Here is a 20,164-nt window from a genome sequence, read left to right on the forward strand (position 1 = left end):
ATGGCGGGAAGTATGCCATAACTGTTTCCGGCGGGCTGCCACCTTGCGCCGAAATGCGCGGAGACCTTGGTGCAGTCTTATCCGAATTAAGAAACAGGTTGCGCCAATGATCACATTTGGCGGAATTTGTGAGTCGCCGATGAAAAACCGTCACATGTTGTTTGTTATATTACCGGCCGACCCAAGAAGGGGTCATCCAATAACAAAATAACAAGGTGATATGGAAATGAATTATAAATTTGTCAAAGGAAGTATCGCACTGGCAGTGCTCGCCGCCCTGGGTGGCTGTAATACCTCGCAAAATGAAAGTGTCGCCCCCTGTACCGAAAATGTCTGCAAGCTGACCGTCCTCCATACCAACGATACCCACGGCCGTTTCTGGCACAATACCGACGGTGAATATGGCATGGCCGCCCAGAAGACCCTGGTCGAGCGTCTGCGCGCCGAGGCCAAGGCGGCGGGCAGCGAGGTGCTGGTGCTCTCCGGTGGCGACGTGAACACCGGGGTCCCCGAGTCCGATCTGCAGGACGCCGAGCCCGACTTCGTCGGCATGAACAGCATCCGTTACGATGCCATGGCGGTGGGCAACCACGAGTTCGACAACCCGCTGACCGTGCTGGAGAAACAGCGTGAGTGGGCCCAGTTCCCCATGCTCTCCGCCAACATCTATGACAAGGCCAGCGGCAAGCGCTACTTCGACCCCTACAAGGTGTTCAAGCTGGAGAACGGCCTCAAGGTGGCCGTCCTCGGCCTGACCACGGAAGACACCGCCCAGCTGGTTGACCCCAACAACGTCAAGACCCTGGAGTTCCGCGATCCGACCACGGAAGCGGCCAAGCTCGGCCAGGAGATCCGCAGCAACAAGGAGGCGAACCTGGTCTTCGCCATCACCCACATGGGCCACTATGCAGATGGCCAGCACGGCAGCAATGCGCCGGGTGACGTGGAGATGGCCCGTGCGCTGCCGGCAGGCACCCTGGACGCCATCATCGGTGGTCACTCCCAGAATCCGGTCTGCATGGAGCCGGGCACTCCGGACACCTATGCCGACTTCCAGCCCGGCGACGATTGCCAGCCGGATCAACAGAACGGCACCTGGATCATGCAGGCTCACGAGTGGGGCAAATATGTGGGTCGCGCCCAGTTCGACTACCAGAATGGCAAGCTGACCCTGACCGGATATGAACTTATTCCCGTCAATCTGGTGAAGCGTGATGCCAAAAATAATGCCATCAAGGATGACAGCGGCAATGTCCAGTTTATTCAGGATGAAATTATCAAGGATCCCGAGCTGAATGCCGCCTTGCAAGTATTCCAGGAGAAAGGAGAGGCTGAGCTCGGTGTAAGAATTGCCTCTACCGATGATCTGCTGTTGGGTGAACGCAAAAACGTTCGCTATATGCAAACCAATTTGGGACGCCTTATTACCACGGCGACCGCCGAGAAGCTGAATGCCGACTTTGGCATCGTGAACTCGGGTGGGGTGCGTGCCTCCATCCAGACGGGGGATATTGCCTATCGTGACGTACTGACCGTGCATCCGTTCGGCAATACCGTCAACAAGGCCACCATGAAGGGCAGTGAGCTGGTCGATTATCTCGGCCAGGTCGCCACCCTGACCGGGGGCGGTTATCCCCAGTTCGGCGGCATCAGCATGGAGGTCAACTGCAGTGCCAAGAGCGTCTCCATCAGCGCCATCGGCGGCAAGGCCTTCGATGCCAGCGCCACCTACAGCTTTGCCATTCCGAGCTTCAGTGCGGCTGGCGGGGACAAGTATCCCGTCATCAACACCATCAACGCCGGTCTGGTCGATGCGGGCGTGCTGAAGGAGTATCTGGAGTCCAAGCAGACCATCCATGCGGCCGACTACCAGCCTGCCGGCGAAGTGACCTTCATCAACAACAGCCTGAACCCGGCCAATACCAACAACTGCGGTCAGGATGCGATAGGCAACTGATCCCCTTGGTATCATCGTCCCTTGCGGGGGGCGCGCCAGTCAAAGGCAGTCATAGAAGGAGGGAGGCGCCATGCCTCCCTCGCTATTTGTTACCCACCCACACCCGCACTCAAGCCTCTTCAGGGCCAGGCTCCCGGGCCATCCTCCTCTCTTCACGGACTTGATGCCCAGACGGTCGCAAGGCGATTTTCCCTTGATCAAGCCAAGCGTCATGGGCAGGGTTGAGGCTGCCGCTGTGAGGACGTGGATGACACCAGGGGTGTGGAGCAATAAGCGGAGCAATAAAAAGGCGACCCTGAGGTCGCCTTGATGAGATGGGTCGGGAAGCGCTTAGAGCTGCTCGATGCCGACGATGTGCCAGGGGGCATTGTCCTTGGCCAGGTTGCGCTCGAGGTGCCACACCTCCTTGATGTCCTCCTCGACCTGCTCCTGGCGATCCATGTAGCGGCCGCTGAAGCGCACGCTCACCTGGGCCCAGTCGCTGCCGTAGTCGGCGCGCACCAGCTGGGTGTCCACGTACATCACCTCGGTGTGCTGGTCGCCAGTCAGCTCGGCGCGCTCGGCCTTGAGGCTGTCGAACAGTTCCGGGCTCACGTACTCGCGGATCTTCTCCAGATCGTTCTTGTTCCAGGCCTCTTGCAGGGTGCGGTAGTGATCGCGGGCACCGGACAGGAAGCCGTTCATGTCAAAGCCCGGGGGCAGGCGGAAGGGCACGTCGCTGTCGGCAAAGCCGGTGGCCTGCGGGGCGCTGTGGCTCTGCTCGAACTGCTGCGGGGCGGCCGCAGGCGGCTGGTATCCCGCATAGGCGGCCTGTGGCTGGGTCGCCGCCGCCTTGTTCTTGCGCAGGGCGCGGATCAGGAAGACGGCACCCAGTGCCAGCAGGGCGATCAGCAGGAAGTCCATTCCTTGCATGCCTTCGAAGGCGCCGCTGCCCAGCAGGTAGGCGAACAGGCCGCCGGCCAGCAGGCCACCCAGCAGGCCACCCATCATGCCGCTCTTCTTGGGCGCCGCGGCCAGGGTCGGGTTCTTGCCATTCACGGGAGCCGCAGTCGGAGCCGGCTGGGCTGGCGCCGTCTTGTAGCTCTTGCCAAAGGATTTGCCGCCACCAAGTTTCTTGGCCTCGGCGATGGGTGCCCCAAGGCCAATGGCCAGGATCACGGCAAACAGGGTCAGCATCTTTTTCATTTTGACTCTTTCACTCTCATGTAGGTGGGGGCATGCTCTGCTTGTGCAAGCTCAGCGAGGCGCATGGCAGGCTGCCAGTCCCTTTTTGTGTTGCAGCTTGCGCCTAAGGTAAACATGTCTGGCATGAATTATTCATGAACGGATTGAACCCTGAACAGGCAGTGGAGGCAGCGATGAAAAACAGACGACCGAGCCGCTCTGTGCGCAGGCTGCGCAACAAGCAGAGAGCCAAACAGAAAGACCAGACCCTGGTCTGGCCCTTCCTCGTCCTCTGAACGGCAGGAGGAGCCGAGAGACCCATCAACAGACCCGCACCTGCGTCCGGGCTTGTCACCGGATGAGGTGAATGGCGCGTATTAGCGCTCGCGATGACGGGGTTTCTTTTGTAAAATTCCCGTCCCCTTCCCGCTGCGGTTTTTATGTGTATGGCAGAGCAAGTGACGGCGAAAAAAGACGCCAAGACACAACAGCTGAAAGTCCCTCCCCACTCTTTTGAGGCCGAACAGTCCGTACTGGGCGGCCTGATGCTGGACAACGAGGCCTGGGATCGGGTCGCCGAACGGGTGATCGACAAGGATTTCTACAGCCGTCCGCACCGTCTGATCTTCCAGGCCATGACCCGCCTCTCCAACGCGGGCAACCCCATCGACCTCATCACCCTGCAGGAAGAGCTGGAACGCTCCGAGCAGCTCGAAGAGGCCGGTGGCTTCGCCTATCTGGTGGAGATCGCCAAGAACACCCCGAGTGCCGCCAACATCAGCGCCTACGCCGAGATTGTGCGTGAGCGGGCGGTGGTGCGGGAGATGATCTCGGTCGCCAACGAGATAGTCGAAGCGGGCTACGAGCCCCAGGGGCGTACCTCCAACGATCTGCTGGACTTGGCCGAGAGCAAGGTATTCCAGATCGCCGAGCAGCGCACCAGCGCCAACGAAGGGCCCCAGCCCTTGAAGCTCATCCTCGAGCAGACCGTCGACAAGATTGAGGAGCTGTTCAAGACCCCCCACAACGGGGTGACCGGGGTCTCCTCGGGTTACAACGATCTGGACAAGATGACCGCCGGTCTGCAGCGCTCGGATCTGGTTATCGTCGCGGCCCGTCCCTCCATGGGCAAGACCACCTTTGCCATGAACCTGTGCGAGCACGCGGCCCTCACCGCCGACAAGCCGGTGCTCATCTTCTCCCTCGAGATGCCCTCGGAGCAGATCATCATGCGTATGCTCGCTTCCGTGGGGCGCATCGACCAGACCAAGGTGCGGACCGGCCAGCTCGATGACGAGGACTGGGCGCGGCTCTCCTCCACCATGGGGCTGTTGCTCGAGAAGGGGAAGATGTATATCGACGACTCCTCCGGCCTGACCCCGACCGAAGTGCGCTCGCGCGCGCGCCGGGTGGCGCGGGACAACGGCGGCATCAGCATGATCATGGTGGACTACCTGCAGCTGATGCGGGTGCCGGCACTGTCTGACAACCGGACCCTGGAGATCGGTGAAATCTCCCGCTCTCTCAAGGCGCTGGCGAAAGAGCTGCAGTGCCCCGTGGTGGCGCTCTCCCAGCTGAACCGAAGCCTGGAGCAGCGGGCCGACAAGCGCCCGGTCAACTCGGATCTGCGGGAATCCGGCTCCATCGAGCAGGATGCGGACTTGATCATGTTCATCTACCGCGACGAGGTCTATCACGACGACAGCCCCGACAAGGGGATCGCCGAGATCATCATCGGCAAGCAGCGTAACGGCCCGATAGGAAGAGTGCGGCTTACCTTCCAGGGGCAGTTCTCGCGGTTTGACAACTACGCCGGTCCTGCGTTTGACGATGATTACTGATGAACAATCCGCAGGGTGACGCCAGCTCAGGTGTCACTATTGCGATCCTGACGGGGAGGGCGCTCGCAAGAAGGCCGACCCCGCCTCCATACACAGTTTTCCCGGTTCGACAATTCTGCCGGTCCGGCCCAAGACGATGAGATTTGAGGGCTGACACCACCCGGTGCCTGAATATCATGCCCTCGTAAGGGAAAACAGATGAAAGCGGCTATCGCCCAGATCAATACAGCGGCCCTGCGCCACAACCTCGCCGTGGTCAAGCGCCACGCCCCCCAATGCAAGATCATTGCCGTGGTCAAGGCCAACGCCTACGGCCACGGCCTGCTGCCGGTCGCCCGCACCCTGGTGGATGCGGACGCCTACGCGGTGGCCCGCATCGAGGAGGCGCTGATGCTGCGCTCCTGCGCCGTGGTCAAACCCATCGTCCTGCTGGAGGGTTTCTTCAGCGCTGCCGACCTGCCGGTGCTGGCGGCCAACAACCTGCAGACCGCGGTGCACACCTGGGAGCAGCTCGAGGCGCTGGAGCAGGCGGACTTGCCCGCTCCCGTGGTGGCCTGGCTCAAGCTCGACACCGGCATGCACCGCCTCGGGGTACGGGCCGAGGAGATGCCCGCCTTTATCGAGCGCCTCGGCAAGTGCAAGAACGTGGTGCAGCCGTTCAACGTCATGACCCACTTCAGCCGCTCCGACGAGCTGGACCAGCCCGCCACCCGCGAGCAGATCGACCTCTTCAGCCGGCTCACCGCGCCGCTGTTGGGTGAGCGCGCCATGGCGAACTCGGCAGGCATCCTGGCGTGGCCGGATGCCCACTGCGACTGGATCCGCCCCGGCGTCATCCTCTACGGCGTGTCCCCTTTCCCCAATACGGTGGCGGCGGATTACGATCTGCAGCCGGTGATGACCCTCAAGACCCAGCTCATCGCGGTGCGGGAGCACAAGGCGGGCGAGCCGGTGGGTTATGGTGCCAACTGGGTGTCGGATCGCGATACCCGGCTCGGGGTCATTGCCATCGGTTACGGCGACGGCTATCCGCGCATGGCCCCCAACGGCACACCTGTGCTGGTCAACGGCCGCATAGTGCCGCTGGTGGGCCGCGTCTCCATGGACATGACCACGGTGGATCTCGGCCCAGGCGCCACCGACAAGGCGGGCGACGAGGCGGTGCTCTGGGGCGAGGGGCTGCCGGTGGAGCAGGTGGCAGACCAGATTGGCACCATCCCCTACGAGCTCATCACCAAGCTCACCTCCCGCGTCTTTATGGAGTATGTGTAGGCGAGTCGCCCCCTCATCTCCGACCCTTCTCCCGCAAGGGGAGAACAAAAAGGCCGCCCCGATAAGGGCGGCCTTTTTTATGCCGCTTGCTCCATGGCAGAAAGAACAAGCCCCGCATTGGCGGGGCTTGGGGTTCTGTCACTGCGTGGCGCTTAGCCTATGGTCATCAGGCTGGCGTTGCCACCGGCGGCGGCGGTGTTGACCGAGAGGGCGTGCTCGATGAGCAGACGCTCCAGCGGGATATCGGTCTCGCCGCGGTGCAGGCCGTGCACGCCTATGATGGCGCCGCCCCGGGCCGCCTGACGGGCGGCGGCGAGCTTGCTCACCTCCCGCAGCTGATCGGAGTCGCCGTGGTGCAGCAGGGCATCGAAGTCAGCCTCGCCCGTAGCCCAGTCTGCCACCAGTGCGATGCGATCCCGCACCTCGGTCGGCAGGGAGGAGAGCAGGGTGCGGGTCTGGGCATCATCCTGCCACAGCACCCGGCTGCCCACTGCCAGCGCGGCGGCCAGCTGGGCCAGCAGATCTGCCTTCTCCTGTGCCAGGCACAGCACCGTCTCACGGGGCAGCAGGCTGTAGCTGTTGCGCTCGCCGGTGGGGCCGGCCAGCAGCTGGGTACGGCCGCTCTGGGAGAGCGCGGCGTAACGATCGCACAGGGCGGCGAGGGCCGGATCCTGCTTGCTCGCCCAGTTGCGCAGAGCCGCGAGGGGCGCCTTCGCTTCTGCTTGCGCCGTGGCGCCGGACTCCTGGCGCAGCTGGTTGGCCACCGCGTCCTGGGGACGGGCGCCCAGCAGGCGGTACATGTAGAGCGGGCCGCCCGCCTTGGGACCGGTGCCGGAGAGGCCTTCGCCGCCGAAGGGTTGCACCCCGACCACGGCGCCCACGATATTGCGGTTGACGTAGAGGTTGCCGACCTTGGCCACGTTCACCACCTGGGCGATGGTCTCGTCGATGCGGGTGTGTACCCCCAGGGTCAGGCCGTAGCCGCTGCCGTTGATCTGCTCGAGCAACTCGCCGAGCTTGGCGCGCGGGTAGCGAACCAGGTGCAGCACGGGACCGAACACCTCGCGACCCAGCTCGTCCAGGCTGTCCAGCTCGATCAGGGTCGGCAGCACGAAGGTGCCGCGGCTGCAGGCATCCCCCTGGGCGCGGGCGATCTGGTGCACCTTGCGGCCCTTGTCGCCCATCGCCTTGATGTGGCGCTCGATGTTGGCTTTGGCCTCGGCGTCGATGACGGGGCCGATGTCGGTGGCGAGGTGCTCGGGGCTGCCGACCTTGTACTCGGCCATGGCGCCCTTGAGCATCCGGATCACCCGCTCCGCCACGTCGTCCTGCACGCACAGCACCCGCAGGGCGGAGCAGCGCTGACCGGCGCTGTCGAACGCCGAGGAGATGACGTCCATCACCACCTGTTCGGTCAAGGCGGAAGAGTCGACGATCATGGCGTTCTGGCCGCCGGTCTCGGCGATCAGCGGAATGGTGCGTCCCTGGGCGTCGAGGCGACCGGCCAGGTTGCGGGAGATGATGCCCGCCACCTCGGTGGAGCCGGTGAACATGACGCCGCGGATCCGCTCGTCACCAATCAGGGCCGCACCCACGGTTTCACCGCGGCCCGGCAGCAGTTGCACCGCGCCCTCGGGCACGCCGGCTTCGCGCAGGATGCGCACCGCCTGGGCGGCGACGAGAGGGGTCTGCTCGGCCGGTTTCGCGAGCACTGTGTTGCCGGCGGCCAGGGCTGCACAGACCTGGCCGGTGAAGATGGCCAGCGGGAAGTTCCAGGGGCTGATGCAGACCACGGGGCCGAGCGGCCGGTGGGTGTCGTTCGCGAAGTGATCGCGGGCCTGGGCGGCGTAGTAGCGCAGGAAGTCCACCGCCTCGCGCACCTCGGCGATGGCGTTGGCGAAGGTCTTGCCGGACTCGCGCACCAGCAGGCCCATCAGGGGCTGCAGCTCGGATTCCATCAGATCGGCGGCACGCTCCAGCACGGCGGCCCGTTCGGCAGGCTGGGTGGCCTGCCAGATCTGGCCGCTCGCCAGGGCGCAGGCGAGGGCCTGATCCACCATCTCGACGGAGGCTTCGCTCACCTGACCGACGATGTCGCGGTGATCCGCCGGGTTGATCACGGGCTGGAAGGCACCTGGGGCGTCGAGTTCGCAGCCCAGCATGGGCAGGGCCTGGTAGGCGGTGTTGGTGCTGGCGAGCAGGGCGGCGGAGAGCGATCCCAGACGATGCTCGTTCGCGAGATCCAGGCCGGCGGAGTTCGGGCGGGCCTCGCCGTAGAGATCCCGGGGCAGGGGGATGCGCGGGTGCGGCAGGCCCAGGCTGCCTTCGCGAGCGGCCATCTGTTCGATCTGCTGCACCGGATCCTGCACCAGATCCGAGAGGGAGATGTTGTTGTCCGCGATGCGGTTGACGAAGGAGGTGTTGGCTCCGTTCTCCAGCAGGCGGCGTACCAGGTAGGCGAGCAGGGTCTCATGGCTGCCGACGGGGGCATAGATGCGGCAGGGGCGACCCAGCTTGCCGTCCGCTACCTTGCCGACCACCTGTTCGTACAGGGGTTCACCCATGCCGTGCAGGCACTGGAACTCGTACTGGCCCGGGTAGTAGTTCTGGCCTGCCAGCTGATAGATGGCCGACAGGGAGTGGGCGTTGTGGGTGGCGAACTGGGGATAGATGGCCTCAGGCACCGCCAGCAGCTTGCGGGCGCAGGCGAGATAGGAGACATCCGTGTAGGGCTTGCGGGTGTAGACCGGATAGCCTTCCAGCCCTTCCTGCTGGGCGCGCTTGATCTCGCTGTCCCAGTAGGCGCCCTTCACCAGGCGGATCATCAGGCGGTGACGGCTGCGCTTGGCGAGATCGATGACGTAGTCGATCACATAGGGGCAGCGCTTCTGGTAGGCCTGGATGACGAAGCCGATACCGTTCCAGTCGGCGAGGCTGGGGTCGAAGCAGAGCTTCTCCAGCAGATCCAGGGAGATCTCCAGGCGATCGGCTTCCTCGGCGTCGATGTTGATGCCGATGTCATACTGCCTAGCGAGCTGGGTCAGACCGAGCAGGGTGGGGTAGAGCTCTTCCATGACGCGATCGTACTGGGCGCGGCTGTAGCGCGGATGCAGGGCGGAGAGCTTGATGGAGATGCCCGGCCCCTCGTAGATGCCGCGACCGTGGGAGGCCTTGCCGATGGCGTGGATGGCCTGCTCGTAGGAGGCGAGGTAGCGCTTGGCATCCTCTTCGGTCAGGGCCGCTTCCCCCAGCATGTCGTAGGAGTAGCGGAAGCCCTTGGTCTCCATGGAGCCTGCGTTCGCCAGCGCCTCGGCGATGGTCTCGCCGGTGACGAACTGCTCGCCCATCAGGCGCATCGCCATGTCCACGCCCTTGCGGATGAGCGGCTCACCGCCCTTGCCGATCAGACCCTTGAGGGAGCTGTTGAGGCCCGCCTCGTTGTGGGTGGCCACCAGCTTGCCGGTGATGAGCAGGCCCCAGGAGGCGGCGTTGACGAACAGCGAGGTGCTCTGGCCCAGGTGCTGGCTCCAGTTGCCGCCGCTGATCTTGTCGCGGATGAGGGCGTCGCGGGTCGCCTTGTCGGGGATGCGCAGCAGCGCCTCCGCCAGGCACATCAGGGCCACCCCTTCCTGGGAGGAGAGGGAAAACTCCTGCAGCAGCCCCTGCACCAGGCCCTGGCGGCCGCTGGCGCTCTTCTGGTTGCGCAGTTTCTCGGCGATGCTCATGGCGAGTTTCTGGGTGGCGTCGGCCTTGTCCTTGGGCAGGCGCGCCTGCTCCAGCAGCATGGGGACGGCCTCGGTCTCGGGGCGGCGATAGGCCCCTGTGATGGCGGCCCGCAGGACGGACTGGGGCAGGATGCTCTCGGCAAACTCGAGGAAGACCTGGATGCCCTGCTCGGTCAGGGTCTCGACGGCCTCTTCCCCGGCGGCGGCGGCCAGTCCGGAGTGCTCGGGCGGGGTCAGACCGCGCTCCAGTTGCTCCAGATAGGTGAAGATCGCCTGCTTGATCAGCCAGTGGGGGGTGCGATCCAGGGTCTGGGCGGCCTGCTTGAGCCGGTCGCGGGTCGCTTCGTCGAGTTTAACGCCAAGGGTGGTGGTAGCCATGGGACTTCCTGTGTCTAGAAGGTAACAATATTACCGGACGGTTAAATTTTGACGATAATGGTGCAACTAGGTGCAACCTTCAAGCAAGAATTTTTAATGGTTGCGCTACATGGTTTCGTTTGAGTTGAAGCCGTGCCAGGGCAGTGCTGGTGGAAAAAACTGCCCCGGTAGTGATTTTTGCTGCTGGATCAGTTTGTTAACAATTTATATTGTGAATGTTGTTAATGGTGCAACCTGTAGATGGATCTCGGTTGCATCTTTTTTTTGCCGCTGTCTAAGATGTGCCGCGTGGGTGCAACCGAAGCATGGATGTGGTGCCCCACCACTAGCTGACAACAACCTTCAAGGAATGAAGACAATGATGACTACACCCCTGGTGCAGCCACAGACGGCTGCGACCCGAAAACGGGCGCTGATCGCCAGCCTGACCGGCAGCTCCATCGAATGGTTCGACTACTTCCTCTACGGCACGGCCGCGGCCCTGGTGTTCAACAAGCTGTTCTTCCCGAACTTCGACCCCGTGGTCGGCTTGATGCTCTCCTACCTCTCCTTCTCCCTCACCTTCTTCATCCGGCCCATCGGCGGCGTGCTGTTCGCCCACATCGGCGATCGCATCGGCCGCAAGAAGACGCTGGTGATCACCCTCTCCCTGATGGGGGGCGCCACCGTGTTGATCGGCTGCCTGCCGACCTATGAGCAGATCGGCATATGGGCCCCCATCTTGCTCATCTCCCTGCGGGTGGTGCAGGGCATGGGCATCGGCGGCGAGTGGGGCGGAGCCCTGCTGCTGGCCTATGAGTATGCGCCACCCAGGCGCAAGGGGCTGTTTGGCAGCGTGCCCCAGGTGGGCGTCACCATCGGCATGCTGCTGGCGACCCTGGCGGTGAGCCTGATGGCCATGCTGCCGGAGGCGCAATTCCTCTCCTGGGGCTGGCGGGTGCCCTTCCTGTTGAGCGCGGGCCTGGTGTTCCTCGGCCTCTGGATCCGGCACGGGCTGGACGAGACCCCCGAGTTCAAGCAGGCCAAGGCCAGCGGCAATGTGGCCAAGATGCCGCTGCAGGAGACTCTGCGCCACCACTGGCGGGAGGTGTTGATCGCCGCCGGCCTCAAGGTGGTGGAGACGGCCCCCTTCTACATCTTCTCCACCTTCGTGGTGAGCTACGCGGTCAACTCCCTGGCCTATGAGAAGGGGGTAGCGCTCCATGCGGTCATGCTGGGGGCCCTGGTGGCGACCGGCATGATCCCCCTGATGGGGGCGCTGTCGGACAGGGTGGGGCGCAAGGCGGTCTACATCGGCGGCATCCTGGGGCTGGCGCTCTTCATCGTCCCCTACTTCATGCTGCTCGACACCCGCGCCGACTGGGGCATCACCCTGGCGACCGTGATCGGCTTCGGCGTGCTCTGGGCTCCGATCACCGCCGTACTGGGCACCCTCTCCTCGGAGATCTTCGCCACCCGGGTGCGCTACACCGGCATCACCCTGGGCTACCAGCTGGGGGCCGCCCTGGCCGGCGGCACGGCGCCCCTCATTGCCACCTGGCTGCTGAGCCGCTATCAGGGGGACTGGCAGCCGGTCGCCCTCTACATGCTGGTGACCGTCGGCATCTCCCTGGCGGCCATACTGGCCATCGGCAGGGGGCGGGACGCCGAGCTGCCCGCCGGGGAAGTGGAGGCCGGGTAAGCCAGGCCTCCGGGCGACCCCCCGTCTGGGCGGAGCGGGGGGGCTGGCCTCTTCTATGCTGTTAGCTGGCCAGCGGGGCCAGCGACTGGTGACAAGGAGAAACCCATGGCGCGTGTGAGTACCTATCTCAATTTTGCCCGGGAGACTGAGGCCGCCTTCCTCTTCTACCGCACTGTGTTCGGCGGGGAGTTTGACGGCCCCATCCACAGGTTCAAGGAGTCCCCCGGTTGCCCGGGCCAGCCGCCTCTGTCCGAGGAGGACGGGGAGCTGGTGATGCACGTGGCGCTGCCCATCCTCGGCGGTCACGTGCTGATGGGCACGGATGCGCCCGCCAGCATGGGGTTCACCCTGGTGCAGGGCAACAACAGCTACCTCAACCTGGAGCCGGACAGCCGGGCCGAGACGGATCGCCTGTTCGCGGCCCTGGCCGAGGGGGGCAAGGTGGAGATGGCGCTGCAGGAGATGTTCTGGGGCGACTACTTCGGATCCCTGGTGGACAAGTTCGGTACCCACTGGATGTTCAACTGCCAGAGCAAGACGTGAGAACAGACTGCAAGCACGGAAGGAGAAGCAGGGGCGCCACGGCGCCCCTGCTTTTTTACGGGTCAGGCGCCTCCTTGTTCGCCGCGACCCACCATGTCGGCGGGGATCACCCAGGCATCGAACTGCTCCGCGCTGAGGTGGCCGGAGGCGATGGCCGCCTCCTTCAGGCTGAGCCCCTGGCGGTGCGCCAGCTTGGCGATCTCGGCGGCCTTGTCGTAGCCGATGTGGGGGTTGAGCGCCGTGACCAGCATCAGGGAGCGGGCCAGCAGATCGTCGATCCTGGCCTGGTTCGGGGCGATGCCGACGGCGCAGTGATCGTGGAAGCTTTGCATGCCGTCTGCCAGCAGCCGCACGCTCTGCAGGAAGTTGTAGGCGATCATGGGCCGGAACACGTTCAGCTCGAAGTTGCCGCTGGCGCCGCCGACATTGATGGCCACGTCGTTGCCCATCACCTGGGCGCAGAGCATGGTGAGCGCCTCGCACTGGGTCGGGTTGACCTTGCCCGGCATGATGGAGGAACCGGGCTCGTTCTCCGGGATGATGAGCTCGCCGAGCCCGCTGCGGGGGCCGCTCGCCAGCCAGCGCACGTCGTTGGCGATCTTCATGAGGGAGGCCGCCAGCGTCTTGAGGGCGCCGTGGGCGAAGACCTGGGCATCGCTCGCCGCCAGGGCCTCGAACTTGTTGGGGGCGCTGACGAGCGTGAGTCCCGTCTGCTCCGCCAGGGTCCTGGCCACCGCCTCGGCAAAGCCCGGAGGGCAGTTGAGGCCGGTGCCGACAGCGGTGCCGCCGAGCGCCAGCTCGCACAGATGGGGCAGGGCGGCGTGCAGGTGGCGCTCCCCCTGCTCCAGCTGGGCGACCCAGCCGGAGATCTCCTGCCCCAGGGTGAGGGGGGTGGCGTCCTGCAGGTGGGTGCGGCCAATCTTGACGATGTGGTCGAAGGCGGCGGCCTTGCCGGCCAGGGTCTGCTTCAGGGCGGCGAGGGCCGGCTGCAGGTGGCCCGTGATGGCGGTGACGGCCGCCAGGTTCATGGCGCTCGGGAAGACATCGTTGCTGGACTGACTCCGGTTCACCTCGTCGTTGGGGTGCACCAGACGCGCCTCCCCGCGGGGGCCGCCGAGCAGTTCGCTGGCCCGGTTGGCCAGCACCTCGTTGAGGTTCATGTTGGTCTGGGTGCCGGAGCCGGTCTGCCAGACCATCAGGGGGAATTCAGCGTCGTGCAGGCCGCGCAGGATCTCGTCGGCGGCGGCCATGATGGCCTGGGCCTTGCGGGCGGGCAGCAGCCCCAGGGCGTGGTTGACCCTGGCACAGGCGGACTTGATGCGGGCCAGGGCATGGATGATCTCCATGGGCTGGCGCTCCCCCGAGATGTTGAAGTGGTGCAGGGAGCGCTGGGTCTGGGCCCCCCACAGCCTGTCCGCCGGGACGGCTATCTCCCCCAGGCTGTCCCTCTCCATCCTGATGTTCATCGCGTTTCTCCTGCCGTTGGGGTGGTGATCCCCAGCATGAACTCAAACGGCGGGCGGGGCCAGCTTGCACATATCATCTCTTCGCTTATAATAAGTAAAGCTTATTATATAGGTTGCATGCCATGAACAAACAGCCCGACACCCTCGGCTTCCTGATAGGGGACGTCCAGCGCCTGATGCGCCGCCAGTTCCAGCAGCAGCTGGAGGGCAGCGGCCTCACCCTGGCCCAGGCCAGGGCCCTGGTGCATATCGCGCGCAGCCAGGGGATCCGCCAGGTGGATCTGGCTGATAGGCTCGACATCCAGCCCATCACCCTGGCCCGCCAGCTCGATCAGCTGGCGGAGAGCGGCCTGGTGGAGCGGCGCAGTGATCCCCATGACAGGCGGGCCTATCAGCTGTTTCTGACCGAGGCGGCCACCCCCCACCTGGCGATGATCAAGCGGGCCGCCGACCTGGTGCATCAGCGGGCCATCGGCGAGCTGGGGGAGGAGGCGACAGAGGCCCTGTGCCACTCCCTCAAGATCCTGCGTGCCAACCTCTGCCACTCCTGATTCTTTTTGTTTGACGCAACCAATGCGGAGCGATCTCATGACCCATGACTCACCCTCTTCCCCCCGTCCTGCGGCCAATCGGCGCCGCACCCGCCTGCTGTTGCTGGTGGTGGTGCCGGCCCTGGTGCTGCTCGGGGCGGGGGCCATCTACCTGCAGGGCGGACGCTATGTCGAGACGGACAACGCCTATGTGAAAGCGGACAAGGTGCCCATCAGTACCGAGGTACTGGGCCGGGTGGCCAAGGTGTTCGTCGACGAGAACCAGCAGGTCAAGGCCGGCCAGCCGCTGTTCGAGCTGGATCCCGAATCCTTCCGGGTCGCCGTGACCAAGGCCGAGGCAGAACTCGCCAAGGTGCGCACCGATCTGGTGGCGCTGCAGACCAGCTATCGGGGCCAGCAGGCCGAAATCGCCGTGGCCCGCACCCGCCATGCCTATGCCGTGAAGGAGGAACACCGCCAGGCGGATCTGGTGGCCAAGCACTTCACCTCTACCGCCAATTACGACGATGCGCGCCAGCTCACCATACAGACAGCCCAGCAGCAGGTGGCGCTGGAGGAGGGGCTCAAGAAGATTGAGGCCTCCCTCAGCGGGGACGTGAACCTGCCGGTGGAGCAGCAGCCCGCCTATCGGGAAGCCGCCGCCGGACTGGCCAAGGCCAGGCTGGATCTGGCTCGCACCACCGTTTATGCCCCCGCCAACGGCGTCGCCAGCCAGCTGCCCAAGCCGGGCCAGTACATGATCGCGGGCATGACCGCCATGATGCTGGTGGAGACCGACACCCCCTGGGTGGAGGCGAACTTCACCGAGACGGAGCTGACCCATGTGCAGCCTGGCCAGCGGGTCGACATCAGCGTGGACACCTACCCGGATGCCCATTGGACCGGGGTGGTGGAGAGTCTGAGCCCGGCCACCGGCTCCGAGTTCTCGGTGATCCCGGCCCAGAACGCCACCGGCAACTGGGTCAAGATCGCCCAGCGCGTGGCGGTGCGGATCAAGCTGGACACGGGGGCGGATCTGCCCACCCTGCGGGCGGGGCTGAGCGCCATCGCCGAGATCGACACCGGTCACCAGCGCTCCCTGCTCGGCTGGTCGAGCCGAGGTTGATATGACGAGCGCAGCCACAGAGGAGGCCGACCAGGTCTCCCGTCGCACCTTCATCACCCTGTCGGTGATGGTGGCGACCATCATGCAGGCGCTGGACACCACCATCGCCAACGTGGCCCTGCCCCACATGCAGGGGGCCATGGGGGCGACCCAGGACCAGATCTCCTGGGTGCTCACCTCCTACATAGTGGCGGCCGCCATCTTCATGCCGCTGACCGGTTTCATCTCGGCAAGAATTGGCCGCAAGCGGCTGTTCATGTGGTCGGTGGCGGGCTTTACGGTCGCCTCCATGCTGTGTGGCGCGGCCCAGAGCCTGGAGCAGATAGTGCTGTTCCGCCTGCTGCAGGGGATCTTCGGCGCCAGCCTGGTGCCCCTCTCCCAGGCGGTGCTGCTGGACACCTACCCGCCGGAGAAACACGGCTCCGCCATGGCGCTCTGGGGCATTGGGGTCATGGTGGGCCCCATCCTGGGGCCGTCGCTGGGGGGCTGGCTCACCGAGTACTACAACTGGCGCTGGGTCTTCTACATCAACCTGCCGTTCGGTCTGCTGGCCTGGTTCGGGCTCGCCGCCTTCATCGAGGAGACGAAGATCGATGCCAGCCGTCGCTTCGATCTGCTGGGCTTCGCCCTGCTGAGCCTCGGCATCGGTGCGCTGCAGATGGCGCTGGATCGGGGGGAATCCCAGAACTGGTTCGCGAGCCGGGAGATCATCATCGAGACCGCCCTGATGGTGATGGCGTTCTACCTCTTCGTGGTGCACATCTTTACCCACCCGCACCCTTACATCGAGCCGGCCCTGTTCCGGGATCGCAACTTCAGCGTCGGCCTGGTGTTCATCTTCATCGTCGGCATCATACTGCTCGCGACCATGACCCTGCTGCCCCCCTTCATGCAGGGGCTGATGGGGTACCCGGTGATCGACGTGGGCTATCTGCTCGCCCCGCGCGGGGTCGGCACCATGTTCGCCATGATGCTGGTGGGGCGCCTGTCCGGTCGGGTGGATGCCCGCTATCTCATCCTCTCGGGGCTGCTGCTCACCAGCTTCTCCATGTGGGAAATGACCCTGTTCAACACGGACATCGGCAGCTGGGACATAGTGCGCACCGGCATCATCCAGGGGCTGGGGCTCGGCTTCATCTTCGTGCCGCTCTCCACCGTCACCTTCGCGACCCTGGCGCCGCGCTATCGCAACGAGGGGACGGCGCTGTTCAGCCTGGTGCGCAACATCGGCAGCAGCATCGGCATCTCGGTGGTGATCACCTACCTGGCCCAGCGCACCCAGATGAACCACGAGGTGTTCGCCGCCTACATCACCCCCTTCAACACCGGCCTGCACCAGGGGACGGGCATGGCGGAGCTGATGACGGCCAAGGGGCTCGCCACCCTCAATGGGGAGGTGACCCGGCAGGCCAGCCTGCTCGCCTACCTGCAGGATTTTCGCCTGATGATGTGGGTCAGCCTGTGCGCCGTGCCTCTGGTGCTGTTGCTCAAGGCGCCAGGGCGGGGTGGCAAGGAGGAGCTGGCGATCCTGGAGTAGGGCGCCGGCGTCACCCGCAAAGAGGGATGGCCTTGGCCATCCCTCTTTTCATTTGTGCGTGCGCGCGGAATCAGCCCCTGAGGGTGAAGGGAATGAAGGGGGTCAGCGCGGCCAGCGGCGCGGCGTCCTGGTACTCCCGGGGCGTCTCGCCGTGCCGGAAGATCTTGAACTCCTCGCCGCGGGCGCTCCAGTACTCGACGGTCTCGTGGCCGTTCTCGCCGCTGACCTGCAGCAGGCTCGCCTCGCGCAGGGCCACCACGTGCTCGCTCGGGTTGATGGCGCAGAACTCGGCCAGGCGCTCGTCCCGGGTCTCCCCCATGTGACCACTGATGCTGGCGTCCAGGTAGTGGGGGTTGATCTGCACGGGGAAGAGGCCCAGCGCCGGCAGCACGGCGACGCTGCACACCGGCATGTCGTTGGTGGTGCGGATGCTGGGGGTGGCCACGTTGCAGCCGGCGCTCCAGCCCACGTAGGGCACGCCCCGCTCGCGCACCGCCCTCTGGATGGGGACCACCAGACCGTACTCGTGCAGCCGCTGGTTCAGGCGCCAGGTGTTGCCGCCGCTGATGAAGATGGCGTCGGCCCGGTGGATGGCGTCCACGGGGTCGTCGAACTGGTGGATGCTGATGGTCTCGACCCCCAGGCTCTCGGTGAGCTCGCGGGCGCGGGCATCCCAGTCGCTGCGGATCACCGCGTAGGGGATGAGCAGGATGCGCTTGACCTGTTTGCGGGCGAGCAGGGTCTGCACCCGGTTGCGGGCCCAGCCGAGCAGGCCGGGGTGTTCGGTGGTTTTGCCGTTGCTGAGCAGAAGCAGTTCCATGAAAGCTGTCCTCAAAGAGTGAAAGCGGAGGAGGGAGGGCCACTAGGGCCAGGTTGGCCGATGCGGCCAAGTGGCCGTCTGGGCATGCTAGCATCCCGGGCCGGGCGGTTCTGTGATCCGGGGAGTCATTCAACCACAGCGAAAGGGCGGGTCAATGCCAATGGATGAATGTGCAGCGCCAATGAAAGACCCCGCCGAGGCGGGGTCTGGGGAGGGGGGCGGATCAGGAGGCGGTCGCCTCGGCCACCCGGAACTCGGGCTGCTGGCGCCGCTTCCACAGCTCGCTCCACTTGCGCAGGGCGGAGATCAGGATCAGCGCACCCAGCACCAGCATGATGAGGGAGATGGCGCCGTTCATCGGGTTGTAGCCCTTGGCGGCCGAGTTGAAGTAGACGTTTCGCATCATCCAGTAACCGGCGTAGTTGACGGTGACGAACAGGTAGGCCAGCGGGATCAGGCAGGTCAGCATGTAGCGGCGTTTGGTGGCGAGACGCAGGATGATGGTGGCTCCTATGATGAGGCCCACCGAGGCCATCAGCTGGTTTGATACCCCGAACAGCGCCCACACCGAACCGATATCACCGGACATCAGCAGATACCCCCACATCACGCAGGCGAGCACGCTGGCCCCGATGGCACCCGGCATCCAGTCGATGCGCTTGAGGGGCGGGTAGAACTCGCCGAAGAAATCCTGAATGAGGTAGCGGGAGACCCGGGTGCCGGAGTCGACGGCCGTCAGGATGAAGACCGCCTCGAACATCACCACGAACTGGAAGAAGTAGGAGGCGAGGTTACTGAACCAGGGTACCTTGGTGAAGATGTAGGACATGCCCACCGCCAGGGTGACGGCGCCGCCGGTGCGGCCGTTCAAGTCCATGCCGATCTCCTGGGAGAGGAAGGGCAGGTCCACCACCTGCATCCCCAGCTTGGCGAAGGCTTCCGGGGTGGCGTTGATGGCGAAATAGTCGGCCGGGTGCAGGGCAGTGGCGGCGATCAGCGCCATCACGCCCACCACGCATTCTGCCAGCATGGCACCGAAGGCGACCGGCAGGATGTCGTTCCACTTGTCCACCAGTTTCGGGGTGGTGCCTGAGCCGATGAAGGCATGGAAACCGGAGATGGCGCCACAGGCGATGGTGATGGAGATGAAGGGCCAGACCGGGCCACCCAGTACCGGGCCGCCGCCGTGGACGAACTGGGTCATGGCGGGGAACTGGATCTCGGGGTTGATGCAGATGACGCCGATGACCAAAGCGCCGAACACGCCGATCTTCATGAAGCTGGAGATGTAGCCGCGCGGGGTGAGCAGCAGCCAGACCGGCAGGGCAGTGGCGAAGAAGGCGTAGACCGGCAGCGCCAGGCTGATGGTCTCGGCGCGCAGGGTCAGCCAGGCACCGAAGGCGCTCTCCTGCACGTAGGGGCCGAAGAAGACGCAGGCCAGCACGGCGATGAAGCCCACCCAGGAGGCGGCTTGCAGGTTGCCGGTCAGCTTGTGCCAGATCCCCACCACCATGGAGATGGGGATGGTCATGAACACTGCAAACACGCCCCAGGCGTTACGCTCCAGCGCGTGCACCACCACCATGGAGAGACCCGCCATGGTGATGGTGATGATGAACAGCATCGCAAGGCCCGTGCACCAGCCGGCGATGGGGCCGAGCTCGGCCTTGGCCACCTCGGAGAGGGACTTGCCCTGATGCTTCATGGAGGCGAACAGCACGACAGTGTCGTGCACCGCGCCGCCGATGACGCAGCCGATCAGCAGCCAGAGGAAGCTCGGCAGGTAGCCATACTGGGCCGCCAGGACCGGGCCCACCAGGGGGCCGGCGGCGGCGATGGCCGCGAAGTGCTGGCCGAAGTTGACCCACTTGTTGGTCGGCACATAGTTCTTGCCATCTTCCAGCTCGTGGGAGGGAGTGACCAGCTTGTCGTCGGCCCGCAGCACCTTGCGCACAAAGAACACGCCGTAGAGGCGATACGCGATGGCGAGGATGCAGAGGGCCGCAATGACGAAGGTGATTGCGTGTTGCATGACGGAGTTTCCTTTTCCTGCGGCCAATCTGGCCGGGCTCAGGCTGCACTCTACGCAGGCGGTGGGGAAAGGGGAGCGCAGAAAGGGTCAGT

General features: G+C 64.8%; 13 protein-coding genes. 8 read left to right on the forward strand and 5 right to left on the reverse strand.

The features are described 5' to 3' along the window. Positions 1 to 226 precede the first annotated feature (226 nt). Complete coding sequence (gene ushA, locus J9885_RS02635) at positions 227 to 1,957, forward strand: bifunctional UDP-sugar hydrolase/5'-nucleotidase UshA (protein ID WP_210548001.1); 1,731 nt, start codon at positions 227 to 229, stop codon at positions 1,955 to 1,957. 330 nt (positions 1,958 to 2,287) lie between these two features. Here ushA and J9885_RS02640 read toward each other — a convergent pair whose 3' ends face one another. Beyond that, entirely contained in the window at positions 2,288 to 3,142 is an 855-nt protein-coding gene (locus J9885_RS02640) for a Tim44-like domain-containing protein (protein WP_043758408.1), read from the reverse strand. Between the two features lie 425 nt (positions 3,143 to 3,567). Between J9885_RS02640 and dnaB the strand changes: the two genes are divergently transcribed. After that, on the forward strand, positions 3,568 to 4,962 hold the full coding sequence (dnaB, locus tag J9885_RS02645; protein WP_039040054.1) for a replicative DNA helicase: 1,395 nt from the start codon (positions 3,568 to 3,570) through the stop codon (positions 4,960 to 4,962). 198 nt (positions 4,963 to 5,160) lie between these two features. Continuing rightward, positions 5,161 to 6,234, forward strand: coding sequence for an alanine racemase (gene alr / locus J9885_RS02650; RefSeq protein WP_210548002.1), 1,074 nt, complete (start codon positions 5,161 to 5,163; stop codon positions 6,232 to 6,234). A 152-nt stretch (positions 6,235 to 6,386) separates the two neighbouring features. On the opposite strand, the gene putA is transcribed toward alr, so the two are convergent. Beyond that, entirely contained in the window at positions 6,387 to 10,337 is a 3,951-nt protein-coding gene (gene putA / locus J9885_RS02655) for a trifunctional transcriptional regulator/proline dehydrogenase/L-glutamate gamma-semialdehyde dehydrogenase (RefSeq protein WP_210548003.1), read from the reverse strand. Positions 10,338 to 10,695: 358 nt separating this feature from the next. On the opposite strand from putA, the gene J9885_RS02660 reads away from it, so the two are divergent. Together J9885_RS02660 and J9885_RS02665 are read left to right on the forward strand one after the other, a co-directional pair. Then, a complete protein-coding gene (locus J9885_RS02660; protein ID WP_210548004.1) occupies positions 10,696 to 12,018 on the forward strand; it encodes an MFS transporter in 1,323 nt (440 codons plus the stop codon). Between the two features lie 105 nt (positions 12,019 to 12,123). Further along, the gene (locus J9885_RS02665) at positions 12,124 to 12,561 is read left to right on the forward strand and encodes a VOC family protein (protein ID WP_043758420.1); all 438 of its coding nucleotides are present in this window, start codon (positions 12,124 to 12,126) and stop codon (positions 12,559 to 12,561) included. 62 nt (positions 12,562 to 12,623) lie between these two features. Here J9885_RS02665 and fumC read toward each other — a convergent pair whose 3' ends face one another. Then, positions 12,624 to 14,027: a class II fumarate hydratase gene (gene fumC, locus J9885_RS02670; protein WP_210548005.1), complete on the reverse strand. Its 1,404-nt coding sequence runs from the start codon at positions 14,025 to 14,027 to the stop codon at positions 12,624 to 12,626. Between the two features lie 122 nt (positions 14,028 to 14,149). On the opposite strand from fumC, the gene J9885_RS02675 reads away from it, so the two are divergent. From J9885_RS02675 to J9885_RS02685, 3 genes are read left to right on the forward strand one after another with little or no spacing between them, the layout of a single operon-like run. Further along, positions 14,150 to 14,578 carry a MarR family transcriptional regulator gene (locus J9885_RS02675; protein WP_043758426.1) on the forward strand — a complete coding sequence of 143 codons (429 nt, stop codon included), beginning with the start codon at positions 14,150 to 14,152 and terminating at the stop codon, positions 14,576 to 14,578. Between the two features lie 37 nt (positions 14,579 to 14,615). After that, entirely contained in the window at positions 14,616 to 15,683 is a 1,068-nt protein-coding gene (locus J9885_RS02680; protein WP_210548006.1) for an HlyD family secretion protein, read from the forward strand. Position 15,684: 1 nt separating this feature from the next. Beyond that, on the forward strand, positions 15,685 to 17,220 hold the full coding sequence (locus tag J9885_RS02685; RefSeq protein WP_043758433.1) for a DHA2 family efflux MFS transporter permease subunit: 1,536 nt from the start codon (positions 15,685 to 15,687) through the stop codon (positions 17,218 to 17,220). Positions 17,221 to 17,290: 70 nt separating this feature from the next. Here J9885_RS02685 and pepE read toward each other — a convergent pair whose 3' ends face one another. Beyond that, complete coding sequence (pepE, locus tag J9885_RS02690) at positions 17,291 to 18,040, reverse strand: dipeptidase PepE (RefSeq protein ID WP_210548007.1); 750 nt, start codon at positions 18,038 to 18,040, stop codon at positions 17,291 to 17,293. A gap of 223 nt (positions 18,041 to 18,263) precedes the next feature. Further along, entirely contained in the window at positions 18,264 to 20,072 is a 1,809-nt protein-coding gene (locus tag J9885_RS02695; protein ID WP_134695455.1) for a carbon starvation protein A, read from the reverse strand. Positions 20,073 to 20,164 lie beyond the last annotated feature (92 nt).

The organism is Aeromonas sp. SrichE-2G (assembly GCF_017939565.1).
Taxonomy (GTDB): domain Bacteria; phylum Pseudomonadota; class Gammaproteobacteria; order Enterobacterales; family Aeromonadaceae; genus Aeromonas; species Aeromonas taiwanensis.